General features: G+C 39.8%; 21 protein-coding genes. 17 read left to right on the forward strand and 4 right to left on the reverse strand.

Annotation, left to right across the window (positions count from 1 at the left end; all coding sequences use genetic code 11):
- Positions 1 to 44: 44 nt before the first annotated feature.
- Complete coding sequence (locus ALW18_09695) at positions 45 to 356, reverse strand: hypothetical protein (GenBank protein AOE52757.1); 312 nt, start codon at positions 354 to 356, stop codon at positions 45 to 47.
- A gap of 141 nt (positions 357 to 497) precedes the next feature.
- Complete coding sequence (locus ALW18_09700; protein AOE54372.1) at positions 498 to 1,370, reverse strand: AraC family transcriptional regulator; 873 nt, start codon at positions 1,368 to 1,370, stop codon at positions 498 to 500.
- Positions 1,371 to 1,598: 228 nt separating this feature from the next.
- On the opposite strand from ALW18_09700, the gene ALW18_09705 reads away from it, so the two are divergent.
- From ALW18_09705 to ALW18_09755, 11 genes are all read left to right on the forward strand, one after another.
- Positions 1,599 to 2,855 carry a glutamyl-tRNA reductase gene (locus ALW18_09705; protein AOE52758.1) on the forward strand — a complete coding sequence of 419 codons (1,257 nt, stop codon included), beginning with the start codon at positions 1,599 to 1,601 and terminating at the stop codon, positions 2,853 to 2,855.
- The gene (locus tag ALW18_09710; GenBank protein AOE52759.1) at positions 2,852 to 3,772 is read left to right on the forward strand and encodes a porphobilinogen deaminase; all 921 of its coding nucleotides are present in this window, start codon (positions 2,852 to 2,854) and stop codon (positions 3,770 to 3,772) included. The genes ALW18_09705 and ALW18_09710 overlap by 4 nt, the downstream gene beginning before the upstream one ends.
- Complete coding sequence (locus ALW18_09715; protein ID AOE52760.1) at positions 3,772 to 4,443, forward strand: uroporphyrinogen III synthase; 672 nt, start codon at positions 3,772 to 3,774, stop codon at positions 4,441 to 4,443. Before ALW18_09710 ends, ALW18_09715 begins: the two co-directional genes overlap by 1 nt.
- Before the next feature lie 102 nt (positions 4,444 to 4,545).
- Positions 4,546 to 5,571, forward strand: coding sequence for a uroporphyrinogen decarboxylase (gene hemE, locus ALW18_09720; GenBank protein AOE52761.1), 1,026 nt, complete (start codon positions 4,546 to 4,548; stop codon positions 5,569 to 5,571).
- Between the two features lie 65 nt (positions 5,572 to 5,636).
- Positions 5,637 to 5,990 carry a hypothetical protein gene (locus ALW18_09725; GenBank protein AOE52762.1) on the forward strand — a complete coding sequence of 118 codons (354 nt, stop codon included), beginning with the start codon at positions 5,637 to 5,639 and terminating at the stop codon, positions 5,988 to 5,990.
- Positions 5,991 to 6,003: 13 nt separating this feature from the next.
- Complete coding sequence (locus tag ALW18_09730; protein ID AOE52763.1) at positions 6,004 to 6,555, forward strand: GCN5 family acetyltransferase; 552 nt, start codon at positions 6,004 to 6,006, stop codon at positions 6,553 to 6,555.
- Positions 6,545 to 7,447: a coproporphyrinogen III oxidase gene (locus ALW18_09735; protein ID AOE52764.1), complete on the forward strand. Its 903-nt coding sequence runs from the start codon at positions 6,545 to 6,547 to the stop codon at positions 7,445 to 7,447. The genes ALW18_09730 and ALW18_09735 overlap by 11 nt, the downstream gene beginning before the upstream one ends.
- Complete coding sequence (locus ALW18_09740; GenBank protein AOE52765.1) at positions 7,438 to 8,388, forward strand: hypothetical protein; 951 nt, start codon at positions 7,438 to 7,440, stop codon at positions 8,386 to 8,388. The genes ALW18_09735 and ALW18_09740 overlap by 10 nt, the downstream gene beginning before the upstream one ends.
- A 20-nt stretch (positions 8,389 to 8,408) precedes the next feature.
- Positions 8,409 to 8,867: a transposase gene (locus ALW18_09745; GenBank protein AOE52766.1), complete on the forward strand. Its 459-nt coding sequence runs from the start codon at positions 8,409 to 8,411 to the stop codon at positions 8,865 to 8,867.
- A 242-nt stretch (positions 8,868 to 9,109) separates the two neighbouring features.
- Complete coding sequence (locus ALW18_09750) at positions 9,110 to 10,105, forward strand: delta-aminolevulinic acid dehydratase (GenBank protein AOE52767.1); 996 nt, start codon at positions 9,110 to 9,112, stop codon at positions 10,103 to 10,105.
- 58 nt (positions 10,106 to 10,163) lie between these two features.
- Complete coding sequence (locus ALW18_09755) at positions 10,164 to 10,568, forward strand: cytochrome C552 (protein AOE52768.1); 405 nt, start codon at positions 10,164 to 10,166, stop codon at positions 10,566 to 10,568.
- A 192-nt stretch (positions 10,569 to 10,760) separates the two neighbouring features.
- On the opposite strand, the gene ALW18_09760 is transcribed toward ALW18_09755, so the two are convergent.
- Positions 10,761 to 11,444 carry a transcriptional regulator gene (locus tag ALW18_09760; GenBank protein AOE52769.1) on the reverse strand — a complete coding sequence of 228 codons (684 nt, stop codon included), beginning with the start codon at positions 11,442 to 11,444 and terminating at the stop codon, positions 10,761 to 10,763.
- Positions 11,441 to 12,718, reverse strand: a complete 1,278-nt coding sequence (locus ALW18_09765) for a histidine kinase (protein ID AOE52770.1) — start codon at positions 12,716 to 12,718, stop codon at positions 11,441 to 11,443. The genes ALW18_09760 and ALW18_09765 overlap by 4 nt, the downstream gene beginning before the upstream one ends.
- Before the next feature lie 251 nt (positions 12,719 to 12,969).
- Between ALW18_09765 and ALW18_09770 the strand changes: the two genes are divergently transcribed.
- From ALW18_09770 to ALW18_09795, 6 genes are all read left to right on the forward strand, one after another.
- Complete coding sequence (locus ALW18_09770; GenBank protein AOE52771.1) at positions 12,970 to 13,464, forward strand: hypothetical protein; 495 nt, start codon at positions 12,970 to 12,972, stop codon at positions 13,462 to 13,464.
- 258 nt (positions 13,465 to 13,722) lie between these two features.
- Positions 13,723 to 14,115, forward strand: a complete 393-nt coding sequence (locus ALW18_09775; protein ID AOE52772.1) for a hypothetical protein — start codon at positions 13,723 to 13,725, stop codon at positions 14,113 to 14,115.
- On the forward strand, positions 14,105 to 14,305 hold the full coding sequence (locus tag ALW18_09780; protein AOE52773.1) for an XRE family transcriptional regulator: 201 nt from the start codon (positions 14,105 to 14,107) through the stop codon (positions 14,303 to 14,305). Before ALW18_09775 ends, ALW18_09780 begins: the two co-directional genes overlap by 11 nt.
- A 71-nt stretch (positions 14,306 to 14,376) precedes the next feature.
- The gene (locus ALW18_09785) at positions 14,377 to 14,850 is read left to right on the forward strand and encodes a cysteine methyltransferase (protein ID AOE52774.1); all 474 of its coding nucleotides are present in this window, start codon (positions 14,377 to 14,379) and stop codon (positions 14,848 to 14,850) included.
- Positions 14,851 to 14,980: 130 nt separating this feature from the next.
- The gene (locus tag ALW18_09790) at positions 14,981 to 16,195 is read left to right on the forward strand and encodes a beta-lactamase (GenBank protein AOE52775.1); all 1,215 of its coding nucleotides are present in this window, start codon (positions 14,981 to 14,983) and stop codon (positions 16,193 to 16,195) included.
- A gap of 94 nt (positions 16,196 to 16,289) precedes the next feature.
- A complete protein-coding gene (locus tag ALW18_09795) occupies positions 16,290 to 17,003 on the forward strand; it encodes a 3'-5' exonuclease (GenBank protein ID AOE52776.1) in 714 nt (237 codons plus the stop codon).
- Positions 17,004 to 17,069 lie beyond the last annotated feature (66 nt).

Genomic DNA, 17,069 nt, shown 5'->3' on the forward strand with positions numbered 1-17,069 from the left:
CCTCTACGGGTTCTCAAAAACCGTGCGAAAGGCAGTTGTTTTTATTATTTAACCTTAAATATCTTTCCAAGCGTCCAGTTCAGTTTATCCTGCTCTGCTCCATACTCATCTAGCGTACCATAATTGTTGTACGTTGAGACATTAAATCCTTCTTCTATATCATTATACCATACAGCCTTATTTCCAAACAGGCCGACTACCCAAAATCCACCACTTTCATTTCCATATTCAGCTTCCAGCCATTTTTCAGGTTCTATTTTTATTAATTCCCAAAAAGCTAAAAGCTCATCTTTAAGAAAAGACTTAGCGATGCCTATTTCGGAGTTTAATTCTTCTAAAGAAATTGGTTCCCACATATTATTTATTTCTTTATCTCGTCCAAAAAACTCACCGAACCAGATTAATTTTCATCTTTATTTACCAATTATACAAGGTTTTAAAAACCTTGCAGGAGCTACTCAGGTAAACCCAAACCCTCATTGGAGAAAGCGAGCTACCTACACCTTCTCATTCATACTCATAAGATACTTCTTTGGGGTTGTACCAAATTTTTTCTTGAAGGCCGAAATAAAATGGCTTGCTGTACTGTAGCCAATTTTCAGGCCTACTTCATTTACGTTATAAGATCCGCTGTCCAGTAGTTTTCGGGCTGTGTCCATCTTATAATCAAACAGAAAGCTATACACGCTGTCACCATAAATCTGGCGGAAGCCCATTTTTAAACGCTTAAGGTTAATACCCACCTGATCGGCCAGTTCCTGAAGCCCCGGCGGTTCGGCCATGTTGGCTATTACAATGTCTTTGGCCTTGCGTATCTTTATTACATTATCCTCATCTACCAGAAAAGGGCATGACTCTATATTGGTATCTTCAGAACGATTAAAATACAAGCTCAGCAACTCATACACCTTACCTTTAAAGTATAATTTCTTTATGGACTGGTGCAGGTTAAAATGGAACAGCTGACTAAGCACTACAGCCATTGCCGGGTTTATCTTCTCGTCTTTATAATATTTCTTGTCGATATTATCCTGGCTTAAAAAAGGGATATGATCGGCTTGTTCTGAAAAGAAACCGTGAAATTTCTTAATAGATATAAGTACCGAAATTACCCAACTGTGCGGGGCGATTTCAAGATGCACCGGAAGCTCTTTTTGTGGATTATACAAAAACAGTGATACCTCTTCACGAAGGTCCAAAGCATAGCGCCCCTGGTTAAAAATAAACTTGGCGCGGCCCTTTATACCAAAGTGAAACTGTATGAGGTCTACGCCCACTTCCCGTTCATAATGAGAGGTTTCGTCGCTGTCGTTTTGAAAGCGCAGCACTACGAAATCATCTTCAATATATATTTCTTCATGAGAACCCATAGCGGTATTTTTTTTATGCCAACTGCGAAAAGCAAAGCTGTCTTTATTTAGAATAGTTCTAAACAATATTTTCGCAATGTGCTGATTCTATTGCAAATTTATGCTATTTGGGCAAATAAATACATTTTCGTGCCAAAATATCCCGCAGCGATACAAATAGGACTTTGAGCGTTATTTTTTAGAAAACGTTCACAATACTTTTGTAGAACTTTTAGGATAAGTGACACTATGGAGAACAATAACATATCCAGACATCTGTACTTTTATGCGGTTGGACTGAGTTACAGAAAAGCAGATGCTGAGATAAGAGGGAAATTTAGCCTGGGCAATGATGCAAAAACAAATTTGCTTCAGCAGGCAAAACAGGAAGGTATAGAAAGCCTTGTGGTTATATCTACCTGTAACAGGACCGAGATATACGGTTTTGCCCAGCACCCCTTTCAACTTATAAAATTACTTTGCGATAACAGCCTTGGCACCGTTGAAGAATTTCAGCGTGTGGCTTTTGTTTATAAAAATGCCGAAGCGATAGACCATGTATTTCGTGTGGGATCGGGTCTTGACAGCCAGATATTGGGTGACTTTGAAATTATCAGCCAGATAAAAAACAGCTTTAACGAGTCTAAAGCTTTCGGGTTAACAAATGCGTTTATAGAAAGACTTGTAAACAATGTTATACAGGCAAGCAAAAGAATTAAGAATGAAACCGAGCTTAGTTCCGGTGCAACATCTGTTTCTTTTGCATCGGTACAATACATTATGAATAATGTGGCCGATATTCAGAACAAGAACATATTGCTTTTCGGCACAGGAAAAATTGGCCGCAATACCTGCGAGAACCTTGTTAAGCACACCAAGAACGATCATATTACCCTTATAAACCGTACCCGCGAGAGAGCCGAAGAAGTTGCCGGGAAATTTAACCTCATCGTTAAAGATTACGACCTGCTTCCGCTGGAACTGCCCAACACCGATGTACTCGTTGTTGCTACCGGAGCATCTGTTCCTACTATTGATAAGGATATACTGGTAACCAATAAGCCGTTACTTATTCTCGATCTTTCTATTCCTAAGAATGTACACGATAACGTAAAAGACCTTGAAGGTGTAACTGTGGTTCACCTTGACGACCTTTCTAAAATTACCGATGTTACCCTTGAAAACAGGAAAAAACATATTCCTTCTGCTGAGAGAATAATTGAGGAAGTAACCGAAGAGTTTAACGAATGGACAAGTGCACGCAAATTTGCACCTACCATTAACGCCCTTAAGGAGAAACTTAACTCTATAAAAGATACCGAGCTAAACTTTCAACGCAAAAAAATAAGTAATTTTGATGAAGAGCAGGCCGAAATTATCAGCCAGCGCATTATCCATAAAATTACAACACACTTTGCAAATCATCTGAAAGACCGCGACACCATGGTAGATGAAAGCATCGAATGGATAGAAAAGGTTTTCAGGATTGAAGCTTCAACCAAATGAGTAAAACCATACGAATAGGCACCCGCGACAGTCAGCTTGCCCTTTGGCAGGCCCACACCGTGGAAAAGAAACTGAACGACCTGGGATATGCCACCGAAATTGTTGCCGTAAAATCTACCGGCGACCTTATACTGGATGTGCCGCTTTACGAACTGGGCATTACCGGTATTTTTACCAAAACGCTTGATGTTGCCATGATTAGAGGCGAGGTAGATATTGCAGTGCACTCTATGAAAGATGTGCCTACTGCCCTGCCTAAAGGTATTGTACAGGCCGCTGTTTTAGAGCGTGCCAATGTTAACGACATTCTTGTACATAAGGGCAGCCTCGATTTTCTTCTCGATGCAGGAACTATTGCCACAGGAAGCCTTCGCCGACAGGCTCAATGGCTGCACCGATACCCGCATCATAATGTGACCGACCTTCGCGGCAATGTAAATACAAGGCTTCAAAAACTTAAAGATAACGACTGGAACGGCGCTGTGTTTGCCGCTGCAGGACTGGAACGCATTGACCTGCTTCCGGACAATTATATAGATCTTGACTGGATGATACCGGCTCCTGCGCAGGGCGCTATGGTAGTTGTTGCAATGGAAAACGACGATTACTGCCTTGAAGCTGTTGGAAAACTGAATCATCCTGAAAGCGAATTGTGCACCCGCATTGAACGCCAGTTTTTACGAACGCTGGAAGGTGGCTGTACTGCCCCTATTGGCGCACTTGCTACGGCTATTGACGGAGAGATTCGTTTTGAAGGCGTACTGCTTTCTATTGACGGCAAGGAGCGTATTCATTTAGAAAAAGTGATGTCTGCTTACGAAGATCCTGTTGCTTTTGGTAATGCATGTGCTAACGAGATATTAAGTAACGGTGGTAATGAACTGATGGAGAAGATCAGGAACGAACTTAAAAAATAATGGAGATCATCCGTATACTGTCTACAAAAAAGCTGCTGCCCAATCATAAGCAGTTTCTGCTAAATGCGGGTATTTCAGTAGTGGAAGCCGATTTTATTTCTATACAGAATACTGAATTTGAATTAGATAACATTCATAAGAATTTGTTATTTACCAGTCAAAATGCTTTTAACAGCTACCTGCTCAATAAAAAAAGCGCTAATTTTAAGGATAATCCTGTTTTCTGCGTAGGCAGTAAAACAAAAGAAGCTATAGAAAAAGCAGGTTATAAAGTTGTGGCATCTGCAGATTATGCCGAAGCACTAGCCGAAATTATAATTAGCAACCATGCGTCCGAAAGCTTTACATTTTTTTCGGGCAGCATGCGCAGAGATACGCTCCCTGAAGCTTTGGCCAATGCCAAAATTGAATTTAACGAGATTGAAATATATAAAACGGTATTATCGCCGCGTGCTATAAAAAGCACCATTAGTGGGATATTATTTTTCAGCCCCAGCGGTGTAGAAAGCTATTTTAAAGCAAACGGCCTAAACAATGAGGTTTGCTTTTGCATAGGTACAACAACAGCCGAGGCACTTAAAGGCACAACCTATAATATGGTTATTGCAAATAAGCCCACCGTTGAGAACGTGATTATACAGTGTATAAATTATTATAAAGAACATATTTAATAAGGTTCTGTCATTCTGAGCGCAGCGCAGCGAAGTCGAAGAATCTCTAAGCTGAGATTTCTCCTTTGTCGAAATGACAGGCACTATAATATAAACAAACATATGAGCATAAAAAACGACCTTTTCTTAAAAGCATTACGCAATGAGCCAGTAGAACGCCCACCAGTATGGATGATGCGCCAGGCAGGCAGGTATTTGCCCGAATTTCGTGCACTGCGCGATAAGTATGATTTCTTTACCCGTTGCCAGACGCCGGAGCTTGCTGCTGAAATTACAGTACAGCCTATTCGTATTGTAAAACCCGATGCTGCTATATTATTCTCTGACATACTTGTGGTACCACAGGCTATGGGCATTGAAGTGCTTATGAAAGAAAGTGTGGGTCCGTTTTTGCCAAACCCGATACGCACTCCACAAGACGTAGAAAAAGTACGTGTGCCGGATATTCACGAAACACTAGGCTATGTAATGGATGCTATTAAGCTAACCAAAGAAATGCTTGATGACGAAGTACCGCTTATCGGCTTTGCAGGCAGCCCGTGGACGATATTTTGTTATGCTGTTGAAGGGAAGGGATCTAAAAGTTTTGATATTGCCAAAGGCTTTTGCTTTTCGCAACCGGAAGCAGCGCATGTACTGCTTCAAAAGATAACCGATACCACTATTGCTTACCTTAAAGAAAAAGTAAAAGCAGGTGTAAATGCCGTACAGGTATTTGACAGCTGGGGCGGTATGCTATCTCCTGTAGATTACCAGGAGTTTTCATGGAAATATATTAACCAGATCGTTGAAGCCCTGGCTCCGGAAACCCACGTTATTGTATTTGGCAAAGGCTGCTGGTTTGCCCTTGGCGACATGGCACAAAGCAAGGCCTCTGCACTTGGGGTAGACTGGACATGCTCTGCACGTAATGCACGCTACCTTTCAGGGGGCAGGATAACCCTTCAGGGGAATTTTGACCCGTCGCGTTTACTATCACCAATACCTGTCATTAAAAAGATGGTGCACCAGATGATAGACGAATTCGGCAAAGACAATTATATTGTAAACCTTGGCCACGGTATTTTACCTCACATTCCGGTAGACCACGCCAAAGCCTTTATTGATGCAGTAAAAGAATATAAATAGTTGACTGTTATAGGTTGCCGGATAAAGGCCGACAACTGACAACCAGTAACCAACAACCAAAATAAATGCCGCTAAGTTTAGGATTAAGAGACGAAGAGAATGAAAGGATAAACAACATCCTAGGCAAGCTGATGGAACTAACATTTGTTCCTGATGGGTGGCTTACGGATGACGCACAATCGCTGCTTACGCAAATAGGATTATCCTACGAAAGCCTTGATGCTATGACAGGCGAAGAGCTGAACAGGCATGTAACCAAAATGCATTTTGACTGGGCAAATATGGAGCGCCTTGCCGATATGTTTAGCACCAATCCTGCATTTAGGGCAAAAGCGGTTTCGCTTTATAATTTTATCCAGGCAGAGAGTAAAATGTTCTCGTTTGATATTTTCAATAAAATAAACGCGCTTAATAAATAAGTGTCAACAAAAAATGGAAGTACTAAACTGGTCTACGGAAAGAATTGTTACAGTAAAACCTGAAGAGTTTTATAACCTAATTGACCGCAACAGGGATCGTATTACACAAACCTTTCCTATAACGGCATTGGGCTGTACCACTTTAGAAGATACGATTACATTTTTACAGGAAGCTGTAGATAACGAAATATGGAATGAAAATTATTATTTCTATCTTAGAGATAATGAATCAGATATACTGATAGGCTACGTCGTAATTAAAAATATTGAGCCGGATGCAGCTATGTGCGAACTGGCTTATTTTATAGATGCTGCTTTTGAAGGAAAGGGCATTATTACGACAGCAATTGGCAATACGCTTGATTTTTGTTTTAGAGAACTAGAGCTGAATAAAGTCACTATTTCTACATTGCCATCAAATATTGCAAGCCAGAAGATTGCCCTTAAACATGGCTTTGTACAGGAAGGCATTTTAAGGCAGGAGTTTAAAAGCGGCGAAGGCAAACTGGAAGATGTGGTTTATTTTGGGCTGCTAAAAGAAGAATACAATAAGAATGAAAAATAAATTTTACCAATACATACAAAACCTTCAGGATACTATTACTTCTAAGTTAGAAGCGGTAGATGGCACTGCAAAATTCCGTGAGGATATCTGGGAACGTGCAGAGGGTGGCGGAGGACGTACACGAGTTATAGAAAACGGAGCCGTGTTTGAAAAAGGCGGGGTAAATATATCTGCTGTTTATGGGCCGTTACCAAAAGCAATGCAGGCTTATTTTAACGTAGGCGACGTAGATTTCTTTGCCTGCGGGTTGAGCCTGGTAATTCACCCTAAAAATCCGTTTGTACCAACGGTTCATGCCAACTGGCGTTACTTTGAAATGTATGACAAAGAAGGCAATGTTGTAGACAGTTGGTTTGGCGGGGGTCAGGATCTTACCCCTTACTACCTGTTTGACGAAGATGCCAGCCATTTTCACCAAACATGCAAAACAGCCTGCGACAAGCATGATCCTGAGTTTTATATAAAATTTAAAAAGCAGTGCGATGACTATTTCTGGAATGCACATCGCGATGAATCGCGTGGTGTAGGCGGATTATTCTTTGACCATTGCAAGGCTACGGAAGATTTCGGTATGGACAACTGGTTTGACTTTGTTTCCGAAGTTGGTAACAGTTTCCTTGAAGCTTACGTGCCAGTTGTTGAACGCAGAAAAGATATTGAGTATACTGCTGAAAACCGAACATGGCAGGAAATTCGCCGTGGACGCTATGTGGAATTTAATCTTGTACATGATAAGGGTACGCTTTTTGGACTAAAAACCAATGGGCGAATGGAAAGCATATTAATGAGCCTTCCACCGCATGTGCAGTGGGTTTACGACCACCATCCTGAAGCAGGAAGTGAAGAAGAACGATTGATAAAAATATTAGCAAATCCGGTAGATTGGGTATAAAAGGCTACATAGCAGTAGTGTTGTTTGCGGGTGGCGGTTGTTTTGCACAATCGGATAGCCTTAGTAATCCTTATACAGAAAAGTTTCCCGATAAGATTTCAACTCAGCTCTTCACGCTAAACACCTACAACAATTTTACTATCAATTATAAAAACGATGGCCTTACAGTAGATCTTGCACCTAATAGAAAGACAACACTGGGTGTTGCTGTTCAGTACGACATACTGTTTTTTAGTGTGGGTTTTGCCCCTAGATTCTTTGTAGACAACAGGGATAATAAAGATTCTAAGATGACATCGTTTAGCCTTAGTATGTTTCCGGGGCAATGGGTTCAGTATTTCGATTACATCTACCAAAAAGGCATGACGCTGCAAACCGATGGCGGAAACATATACCTGTCGACAATGAAATCAATGAAATTGGGTGGCAGCACATCTTATGTTTTCAACAAGAATTATTCGGTTAACGCGTTAAGCTTTCAAAGTGAAAGGCAGCTAAAAAGTGCAGGCAGTTTTATACCGGCTTTATCTTATTACTATACCCAACTTTCGGGTGATGCGTCTGAAGGCATAGATGGCAAGATCTATTTTATAGACGTTGCACTTTCACCGGGATATAATTATAACTGGGTAATAGCAAAAAAATTCATGGTGGCAGGAGGTTTGTCTCTTGGCGCGGGTTTTACCAAAACAGTAGACGAAGAAGTAAACACTACCACTTTCTTAACCACAGCATCGGTAAACCTTTCACTCGGTTATAATTCAGACACCTTTTATGGCGGAATTCAGTCGAAAGGAATAGCATCAAGCCATAATACACACAGTAGTGTTACTATGAATGATGCAGTAAGTTATGTTACAGCATTCTTTGGGTATCGTTTTGATGCTCCCGGCTTTTTGACACGAGAGAAAAATAAAATAAAAGAGAAATTGAAGTTTTAGAATTCAGGAAGGGTGAGCTAATGGCAGATACATATACGCAAATATATATTCAAATTGTCTTTGCGGTAAAAGGCAGGGATAATCTTATTTCATATAAATGGAAAGATGAATTGTATAAATACATTACTGGTGTTGTCATAAATGAGGGTCAAAAATTACTGGCTATTAACGGAATGCCGGATCATGTACATATCCTTATTGGACTAAAACCAACGGCAGCATTATCCAATATAGTAAGAGATATAAAAGCAAATTCTTCCAGGTTTATAAACGACAAAAAGTGGATTGCTGGGAAATTTGAATGGCAACAAGGATTTGGTGCTTTTTCTTATAGCCACTCCCAGTTAACAAATGTTATAAATTATATTCAAAACCAGGAAGAACATCATAGAACAAGAACCTTTAGACAAGAGTATATAGAATTTCTTAATCTTTACAATATTGAATTTAAGAATGAATTTATATTTAATGATGTTTGATATGCCGCTCCTCCGGAGCTCACTTCAGTCATTAATAATAGTGCTATAAATATACCGCACCGCTGGTGCTGTTGCAAGCACATTATTATCTTAGTATGATAATGTGGGTAAGGCATAGTAAAGATTAAAAGCCCCTGAGGGGCGACATATTTATAGCAGCAATATGCATGCAACAACGCTGAGCTCCGGAGGAGCGGCATAAAAAATAATAATCTCCTCTTACGAGGAACAATATAAATAACATGTTCCCATTACACAGAAACCGCAGACTACGTACCAACGATTCTATTCGATCACTAGTTCGCGAAACCATACTTACACCAAACGATTTTATGTTCCCTATGTTTATTGCCGAAGGCACAAATGTAGAAGTTCCAATCCCATCTATGCCGGGCATATTTCGCCGCTCTATAGACCTCACGGTTAAAGAAGTGAAAGAACTATGGAGCCTAGGTATTAAAGCCGTAAACATTTATGTAAAAGTAGATGACAAGCTTAAAGACAACACCGGTAAAGAAGCTTGGAATCCAGACGGGCTGATGCAAAGGGCTATTAAAGCAATTAAAGATGCTGTTCCTGCAATGATTGTTATGCCCGATGTTGCCCTTGACCCCTATTCTATATATGGGCATGACGGCATTATAAAAAATGGCGATGTAGCCAATGATGAAACCGTAGCGGCACTTGTACGGATGGCTGTGTCGCATGCCGAGGCAGGAGCCGATTTTGCAGCGCCAAGCGACATGATGGACGGACGAGTGTTACGCCTTCGTGAAGGGCTTGATAGTGCCGGTTTTGAAAATGTGGGTATTATGAGCTATAGCGCCAAATATGCTTCTTCGTTTTACGGACCGTTCAGGGATGCGCTGGATAGTGCTCCAAAAGAGTCGGGTGTGGAAGTTCCAAAAGATAAAAAGACCTACCAGATGGATTATGCCAACCGCCTTGAAGCAATAAGGGAGGCGCTGCATGATGTAGAAGAAGGTGCCGATATTGTTATGGTTAAACCGGGCATTGCCTATCTTGATATTGTTCGCGAAGTAAAAGATGCTGTTAATGTACCCGTTTCGGTATACCAGGTATCGGGTGAATATGCAATGGTAAAGGCTGCAGCAGAAAGAGGCTGGCTGGATCATGATAAAATTATGATAGAACAGCTGTATTGTATTAAGCGTGCAGGAGCAGATATAATTTCTACCTACTTTGCTAAAGAAGCTGCTATAATTTTAAATAAATAATTTACCGCCGTCCCTTCATCATGGAGGGGCGGTTGTTTATCTTTGCAAAAAAACCGGAATGAAACGAATACTTATACCCTTTATAGCCCTGTCACTTTTTTCATGTAAAGAAGAAGAAAAAAAAGACGCACTTTATCCTTCTTCTGAAACTGCTTCCGAAGGTGCAACGGCAGACCTTACCCCGTCACAAAAAATTGGCCAGGAAATTTTTAATGGTAAAGGCAATTGTTTTTCGTGCCATAAGGCAGATCAAAAAGTTATTGGTCCAAGTGTGGTGGAAATTGCAAAGATATACAAAGAGAAAAATGCCGATATGGTTCAGTTTCTTAAAGGCGAAGGCGAACCTTTAGTTGACCCGGAACAATATGAAGTGATGAAAACGAATTTTGTTATCACCAGGAATTTCACCGATGAAGAATTAAAAGGACTTGAAGATTATTTTTACAGCCACCTTGCTAAGTAATTCTTTTTGCCACGAATCCTACAAATCTCACTAATTTAATTTGTGGTAATTTGTAGCTTTTTTATATACTGAACACTGAACACTGAACACTGAACACTGAACACTGAACACTGAACACTGAACACTGAACACTGAACACTGAACACTGAACACTGAACACTGAACACTGAACACTGAACACTGAACACTGAACTAAGGTGCTACAAGCTTAAAACCAATCCTCGGAATATTTTCTATGCGAATACTTTCGTCTTCTTTAAATATTTTTCGAAGTCGGGAGATAAAAACATCCATACTGCGCCCCATAAAATAATCATCAGTGCCCCAAAGGGCTGTAAGAATGTTTTCGCGTTTAAGTATGGTATTTTTATTATCTATAAAAAGTTTTAGCAGTGCCGATTCCCTTTCGGTAAGGCTGGTACGTTCATCACCTTTTATTACAACGTAATTTTCAGGATCAAAAGTAAAAGAGCCTATAGTGCAGGTTGTATCTTTAACGGGAGCAACCTTATGGCTTCGTTGCAGGAAAACTTCAATTTTAAGTATTAGTTCTTCTATACTGTAAGGCTTAACAAGATAATCATCAGCACCAAGCTTAAGTCCTTTTATGCGGTCTTCTTTAAGTGTTTTGGCAGAAAGAAAAATAATAGGCACAGACACATCACGCTCGCGTATAGCTGAAGCCAGTTCAAAACCATCCATTTCGGGCAGCATGACATCGAGTATGCAAAGATCGAAATTCTCTTTTTTAAAAGCTTCAAACGCATCACGCCCGTTAGCAAAATGAATTACTTCATAATGCTGCTCGAGGTTATCGGCGGTTAAAAATGCCAGTGTGTTGTCGTCTTCTACATACAATATTCTCTTTCGGCTCATACAATGCTGCTTTTCGGAATATAAATGGTTATTGTTATACCACTACCCTCGTTATTTTGAATGTTTATCTTCCAACCGTGAAGTTCGCATATCTTTTTCACATAAAAAAGTCCAATACCAAATCCTTCAATTTCCGACTTGTCCTGACGCGGTACCCTGTAAAAACGATCGAACACATAATCTATATGGTCAGGATGAATACCGGGTCCATCATCGGCAAAACGTATGGCAAGCCCTTTACCATTTTCGGCTATATCAATACTTACATTGGGAGTTGCCTGTCCGTATTTTATAGCATTCTCTACAATATTATAAGTAATATTATAAAAATGGAATTCATCGGCCTTTATAAGATACAACGGTTTTGGGCTGTGGAGTGCCACATTTGCCTTCTCAAACTTTAACGAGGCATTATCTTTAACAAGTTCAAGGGTTTCTACAACATTAAATTCTTTCTTTTCCAGTGATACAACACCCGATTCTGTTTTAGCGACTGAAAGAATACGTTCTATATGCTGGTTAAGCTTATTACTCTGTTCTATAATAATGGTAAGGTAGCGGCTAAGTTTAGGGTTGGTTCCTATAGCCTCCTGTTTAATGGCATAGTTTGAGGCTATCAATATAGAGGACAACGGCGTTTTAAACTCATGCGTCATATTATTAATAAAGTCTTTTTGCAGCTCTGTATATTTCTTTTGTTTCAGCAATAATATAACAGAGTATACATAGATAACTAAAACAAGAAAAAGCACGCCGGTATATATCCAGTATTGTTGTAGTGAGGTTATATAGCTATAGCGAAGCTGTGGAAAACGTACCGCAAAATAATACACCAGTCCTTCCCGTTTAGTAAAGCACTTTTCGCATTTAAGTTTATCTGCTTTCGGCTTTCCATTTGCACTGATGTACTCCCCATATACCATTTCATCCGATCCGCAATTGTAAATGGCATATTCATAATCCAGATCAAGTTTTACCTTCTGAAATTCTGCCTGAAGATAGTATTCCAATACAGGGGCTTCAAACACGTCGTCTACGTTCACTACATAATAATCTTCAGATACTTTTTTTATGGGTGTTGTACCCGGCAGCTCATTATTATTATCGCGGTAGATTTTATTTACTACATCCTGCAAAGCAAAATGTATCTTCTCGCCCATTTCTTTTTTTTCGAAGGTATAGGCCTGGTTTAGCATGACCAGCTGCATCGTCAAAACACCCACTATTGCAAGCAGGCCGATTAAAACTATAATATTTAACGTGTTGAATTTCAATTTTGGAATGTTATTTGTAAAGATGGTATCCGGCTATTGAATTTACATCAATTTATACCGCCAAAAATAGAATAAACTGTAGCACGATATAAAAATAGTATGCTCAAATTATAAAAATCGCTAATATACAGCCCGTTAACATGTCGTTAACAATACTTTGAAAGCGATTAACAAATATGTGGAGAGAACTAGATATATTTGTGTAACACAAACTGAAAAAAATTTATTATTAATATTAATTGTTTACCATTATGAAAACGCTTAAACTTTCTGCTCTTGCTCTTGTAGGTGCTTTTTTCTTTGTATCTCAGGGTGCATCTGCACAACAGGCTGCTGCTAAAAAACCTGTTGCTGCTAAAGCTGCAACTGCCGCTGCTGCAACAGAAGCGCCAAAAAACATGACTCCATCTGCAATTACGTGGAAAGAAGATACTCACAACTTTGGTGATATTGAAAAAGGAAAACCGGTTTCTCACGAATTCTCTTTCAAAAACACTTCTAAGCAAACAGTTCTTATCACTAATGTAAAAGCATCTTGTGGATGTACAGCTACAAACTACACAAAAACTCCGGTTAAACCAGGAGAAAGTGCTACTGTAACTGCTACTTATAATGCTGCTAACCCAGGAAGCTTCTCTAAAAACGTAACTGTTACTACAAATGACAGTGACGTGAACAAAGTACTTACTATTAAAGGTAAAGTATTAGCTCCTGCAACTGAAGCTACACCTGCTTCAAACCAGTAATTTACGGTAAACATCTCACTATATAGTTAAAGCCATCGCAATGCGGTGGCTTTTTTTTATGCCTGTATTTTTATCATCTCGAAGTATAAAGAATATTTTGTTTTACAAAATGTAAAGTTTATTTGTCATATTGGAAATTTTATTTTACATTCGTTTCAACATTAAAACTAACCAATCATGAAAACGAATTATTTATTTCCGTACAAATGGAAAACAATTAGTGGCATTCTCTTTACGATAAGCTTTTTTTGTCTCTCAATGGTATTTTGCTTCGACAAGTCCATTTTCGAGATCAGGTCACTTGTATTTGCAATGGTAGGCGACAATATGCTGGACTATATTTTTTTCAGCGTAATAGAAGATAGTATAACCGATGAACTGCTTATGATAGTTGTAATTCCGGCCGGATTAATATATGCATTTTCTAAAGAGAAGTATGAAGACGAGATGGTGGCATCGATACGGCTGCACAGCCTGGTGTGGGCAACTATAGTAAATTATAGTATTATTTTTGTTTGCTATATCTTTATTTACGGAATGTTTTTTCTGGATGTAATGATGGTCGCGATGTTATCGCAACTGCTTATCTTTATCGCACTTTTTCGTTTTAAGATGTACCGTTTCAAAAATTCAAGGCAGGATGAAGAATAACATAAAAGTGCAGCGTGCTATTTTTAGCCTTACCCAACAGGATCTGGCTGAGCGTATCGGTGTGAGCCGCCAGACCATAAATGCCCTCGAAGCGGGAAAATATGTACCATCTACCGTTTTAGCTTTAAAATTGTCAAAGCTGTTTGATAAACCGGTAAACGAAATTTTTGAACTGGAAGACGAAGATTAATTTTTACTATATACAGCCATCGCATTGCGGTGGCTTTTTTATTTCTAAATAAACCTCTGTATCTTTACCTTATGGAACAGGCGCATATAAAAACACCGCTCGGCATTACCCTTATTGAGGGCAATGAAAATGGTATTGCCAAAATATGGGTACTAAATGATGACGTGCCTGTAAGCAATTCAATTCCTGATGTACTGCAAAATGCCGTAAAGCAGATGGAAGAATATTTTGAAGGGAAACGCAACACCTTTGATTTTCCGCTTAACCCGCAGGGAACCGATTTTCAAAAGAAAGTATGGAAAGCGTTATTAGAAATTCCTTTTGGCAAGACCACTTCCTACCAGGAACTATCAATACAACTGGGCGATGTAAAAGCCATTCGTGCAGTAGCATCTGCTAATGGTAAAAACCCACTATGGATTGTTGTGCCCTGCCACAGGGTTATAGGATCTGACGGATCGCTTACCGGATATGCCGGCGGACTATGGCGCAAAAAATGGCTGCTGGAACACGAAACCCCTCCAATACAGCAAAGTTTGTTTTAATTTTTGCCTGAATTAGAACGGTCACTAACAAACAAATTGGAAAAATTGTGTAATTCGTGGCAAACAAAATACTTCCCGCCATAAAACATTTTTTATGTAAATTCGTCATACCAAGACCTAATCTTTCCGTATGAAAAAATTCCTGCTCTGGCTTGTAGGCCTGCTTACTGCCATCGTTTTATTGCTATATATTTTTGATGTAGATTATCTTTTAAAAGCAGTTCGCGTGGTATACCTGCACGGCAAAACTACCGCATACTTAGACGACTATACCCATTTTGATAACCGTACTGTTAAGAAAGGAACGGGTCAGCCATGGGCTACACACAAAAATTACAATAAAGTAAAGGCTTCCCAAAGGCTGGAAGACACCCATAAAGAACTGGGTACTGTCGCCTATCTTATTATAAAAAACGACAGTATCTGGCATGAAAGCTACTACGATGGCTACGGAAAAGATTCAAAATCAAATTCCTTTTCTATGGCAAAAACCATAGTTACCGCCGCTATGTTTAAAGCTATCGAAGAAGGAAAAATTAAAAGCCTCAATCAAAAAGTGGGCGATTACTTTCCGGAATTCAGCAAGGGGCTTGCTGCAAAATTAACGGTGGGAGACCTATCATCTATGAGTACCGGACTGGACTGGGGCGAACAATACAGCAGTGCCTTCTCTATAACTACGCGTGCTTATTTTGGCGACCATTTGGAAGAAACAATGCTTAAAGTTCCGGTTATCCGCGAGCCGGGCAAAGAGTTTGAATATGTAAGCGGCGCTACAGAACTCCTTGCAATGGTGATCACCAAAGCTACCGGAGAAACTTTATCTGATTATGTTGCTGAAAAATTCTGGCAGCCTATGGGTGCAGAAAACGATGCGCTTTGGCAATTAGACCATGAAAACGGAATTGAAAAAGCCTATTGCTGTTTTGCCAGCAACGCCCGTGATTTTGCCCGTTTCGGAAAATTATTTAAACACAATGGCAAATGGAATAACCAACAATTGTTAGACAGCACTGCTGTAGCAACAATGGTAACACCTAAGTTTGCCGATTCTCCACAATATGGCTATGGTACGTGGTTAAATACATATTTAGGCAGGAAAATGTACTACCTGCGCGGTCATTTGGGTCAGTTTGTAATTGTGATACCCGAAGACAATATTATAATTGTAAGGCTGGGCCACACAAAAGGTTTACAAACCGATACCGACCCGCATAGCAACGACTTTTATGTGTATGTAGATGAAGCCTATAAAATGATGGGACTTTTAAAACCGAATGAAGGCAAAGGCAACGGACTTGCACTTACCAAAGAAGAGGCAGAAGCACAGGGAACGAAAAAGTAATCTACTTACAGTCATTGAGAAGAAGGACGGATCAATCCAAAGATTGCCACGCCACATTTTTTCACACTCGCAATGACAGAATCTATATGCATTTATGCTTGAAAGAATACAACTGGAAAATATACTTTTCCTTGATATAGAAACGGTTCCCGAGCAGCCGCACTTTGGGCTTTGCGATGAGGAAACAAAACAGCTTTACGACCTTAAAACCCAATACCAGCGTAAGGATGGGCAGTCGCCCGAAGAATTTTACGAACGTGCCGGGATATGGGCAGAGTTTGGTAAAATTATATGCCTGTCAGTTGGGTATTTTACGTTCAAGGGAGATATCCGTCATTTTAGGGTTACCTCATTTCATGGCGAAGAACCTAAAATACTTAAAGACTTTAATAACTTATTGAACAACCATTTTAGCCAGCCCCAGCATATTATGTGCGGACACAATGCTAAGGAATTCGACTTTCCGTTTATTGCCCGCCGTATGATTATCAATAGCATTGCCATTCCGCCAAAGCTGAACCTTTTTGGTAAAAAACCGTGGGAAGTACCTCATCTTGATACCATGGAATTATGGAAATTTGGCGACTATAAAAGTTTTACCTCGTTAAAGCTGCTCACCAAAATACTGGGTGTTCCGTCACCAAAAGGCGATATCGACGGCAGCCAGGTAGGACATGTGTTTCATGTTGAAAAAGACATTGACCGTATTGTTACCTACTGTGAAAAAGATGTTATTGCAGTAGCACAGGTATTGCTGCGTTTCAGGCACGAAGAACTTTTAATTGATGACGAAATTATTCACGTGTAAATTGGGGTAGAAAGTCGGTACATCCAAGCCTGAAAACTCCTCAATTAAAATCCGTACTTTTACCGC

The sequence above is a fragment of the Flavobacterium psychrophilum genome, from assembly GCA_001708385.1.
Classification (GTDB): Bacteria; Bacteroidota; Bacteroidia; order Flavobacteriales; family Flavobacteriaceae; genus Flavobacterium; species Flavobacterium psychrophilum_A.

What these genes read in the sequence shown, in the direction of transcription:
- ALW18_09730 (AOE52763.1), top strand. Translation starts at nt 6,004, where the DNA reads ATGGAAGTACTAAACTGGTCTACGGAAAGAATTGTTACAGTAAAACCT.
- ALW18_09745 (AOE52766.1), top strand. Translation starts at nt 8,409, where the DNA reads ATGGCAGATACATATACGCAAATATATATTCAAATTGTCTTTGCGGTA.
- ALW18_09790 (AOE52775.1), top strand. Translation starts at nt 14,981, where the DNA reads ATGAAAAAATTCCTGCTCTGGCTTGTAGGCCTGCTTACTGCCATCGTT.
- ALW18_09700 (AOE54372.1), bottom strand. Translation starts at nt 1,370, where the DNA reads ATGGGTTCTCATGAAGAAATATATATTGAAGATGATTTCGTAGTGCTG.
- ALW18_09775 (AOE52772.1), top strand. Translation starts at nt 13,723, where the DNA reads ATGGTATTTTGCTTCGACAAGTCCATTTTCGAGATCAGGTCACTTGTA.
- ALW18_09715 (AOE52760.1), top strand. Translation starts at nt 3,772, where the DNA reads ATGGAGATCATCCGTATACTGTCTACAAAAAAGCTGCTGCCCAATCAT.
- ALW18_09705 (AOE52758.1), top strand. Translation starts at nt 1,599, where the DNA reads ATGGAGAACAATAACATATCCAGACATCTGTACTTTTATGCGGTTGGA.
- ALW18_09760 (AOE52769.1), bottom strand. Translation starts at nt 11,444, where the DNA reads ATGAGCCGAAAGAGAATATTGTATGTAGAAGACGACAACACACTGGCA.
- ALW18_09750 (AOE52767.1), top strand. Translation starts at nt 9,110, where the DNA reads ATGTTCCCATTACACAGAAACCGCAGACTACGTACCAACGATTCTATT.
- ALW18_09710 (AOE52759.1), top strand. Translation starts at nt 2,852, where the DNA reads ATGAGTAAAACCATACGAATAGGCACCCGCGACAGTCAGCTTGCCCTT.
- ALW18_09755 (AOE52768.1), top strand. Translation starts at nt 10,164, where the DNA reads ATGAAACGAATACTTATACCCTTTATAGCCCTGTCACTTTTTTCATGT.
- ALW18_09695 (AOE52757.1), bottom strand. Translation starts at nt 356, where the DNA reads ATGTGGGAACCAATTTCTTTAGAAGAATTAAACTCCGAAATAGGCATC.
- ALW18_09785 (AOE52774.1), top strand. Translation starts at nt 14,377, where the DNA reads ATGGAACAGGCGCATATAAAAACACCGCTCGGCATTACCCTTATTGAG.
- ALW18_09795 (AOE52776.1), top strand. Translation starts at nt 16,290, where the DNA reads ATGCTTGAAAGAATACAACTGGAAAATATACTTTTCCTTGATATAGAA.
- hemE (AOE52761.1), top strand. Translation starts at nt 4,546, where the DNA reads ATGAGCATAAAAAACGACCTTTTCTTAAAAGCATTACGCAATGAGCCA.
- ALW18_09735 (AOE52764.1), top strand. Translation starts at nt 6,545, where the DNA reads ATGAAAAATAAATTTTACCAATACATACAAAACCTTCAGGATACTATT.
- ALW18_09780 (AOE52773.1), top strand. Translation starts at nt 14,105, where the DNA reads ATGAAGAATAACATAAAAGTGCAGCGTGCTATTTTTAGCCTTACCCAA.
- ALW18_09725 (AOE52762.1), top strand. Translation starts at nt 5,637, where the DNA reads ATGCCGCTAAGTTTAGGATTAAGAGACGAAGAGAATGAAAGGATAAAC.
- ALW18_09770 (AOE52771.1), top strand. Translation starts at nt 12,970, where the DNA reads ATGAAAACGCTTAAACTTTCTGCTCTTGCTCTTGTAGGTGCTTTTTTC.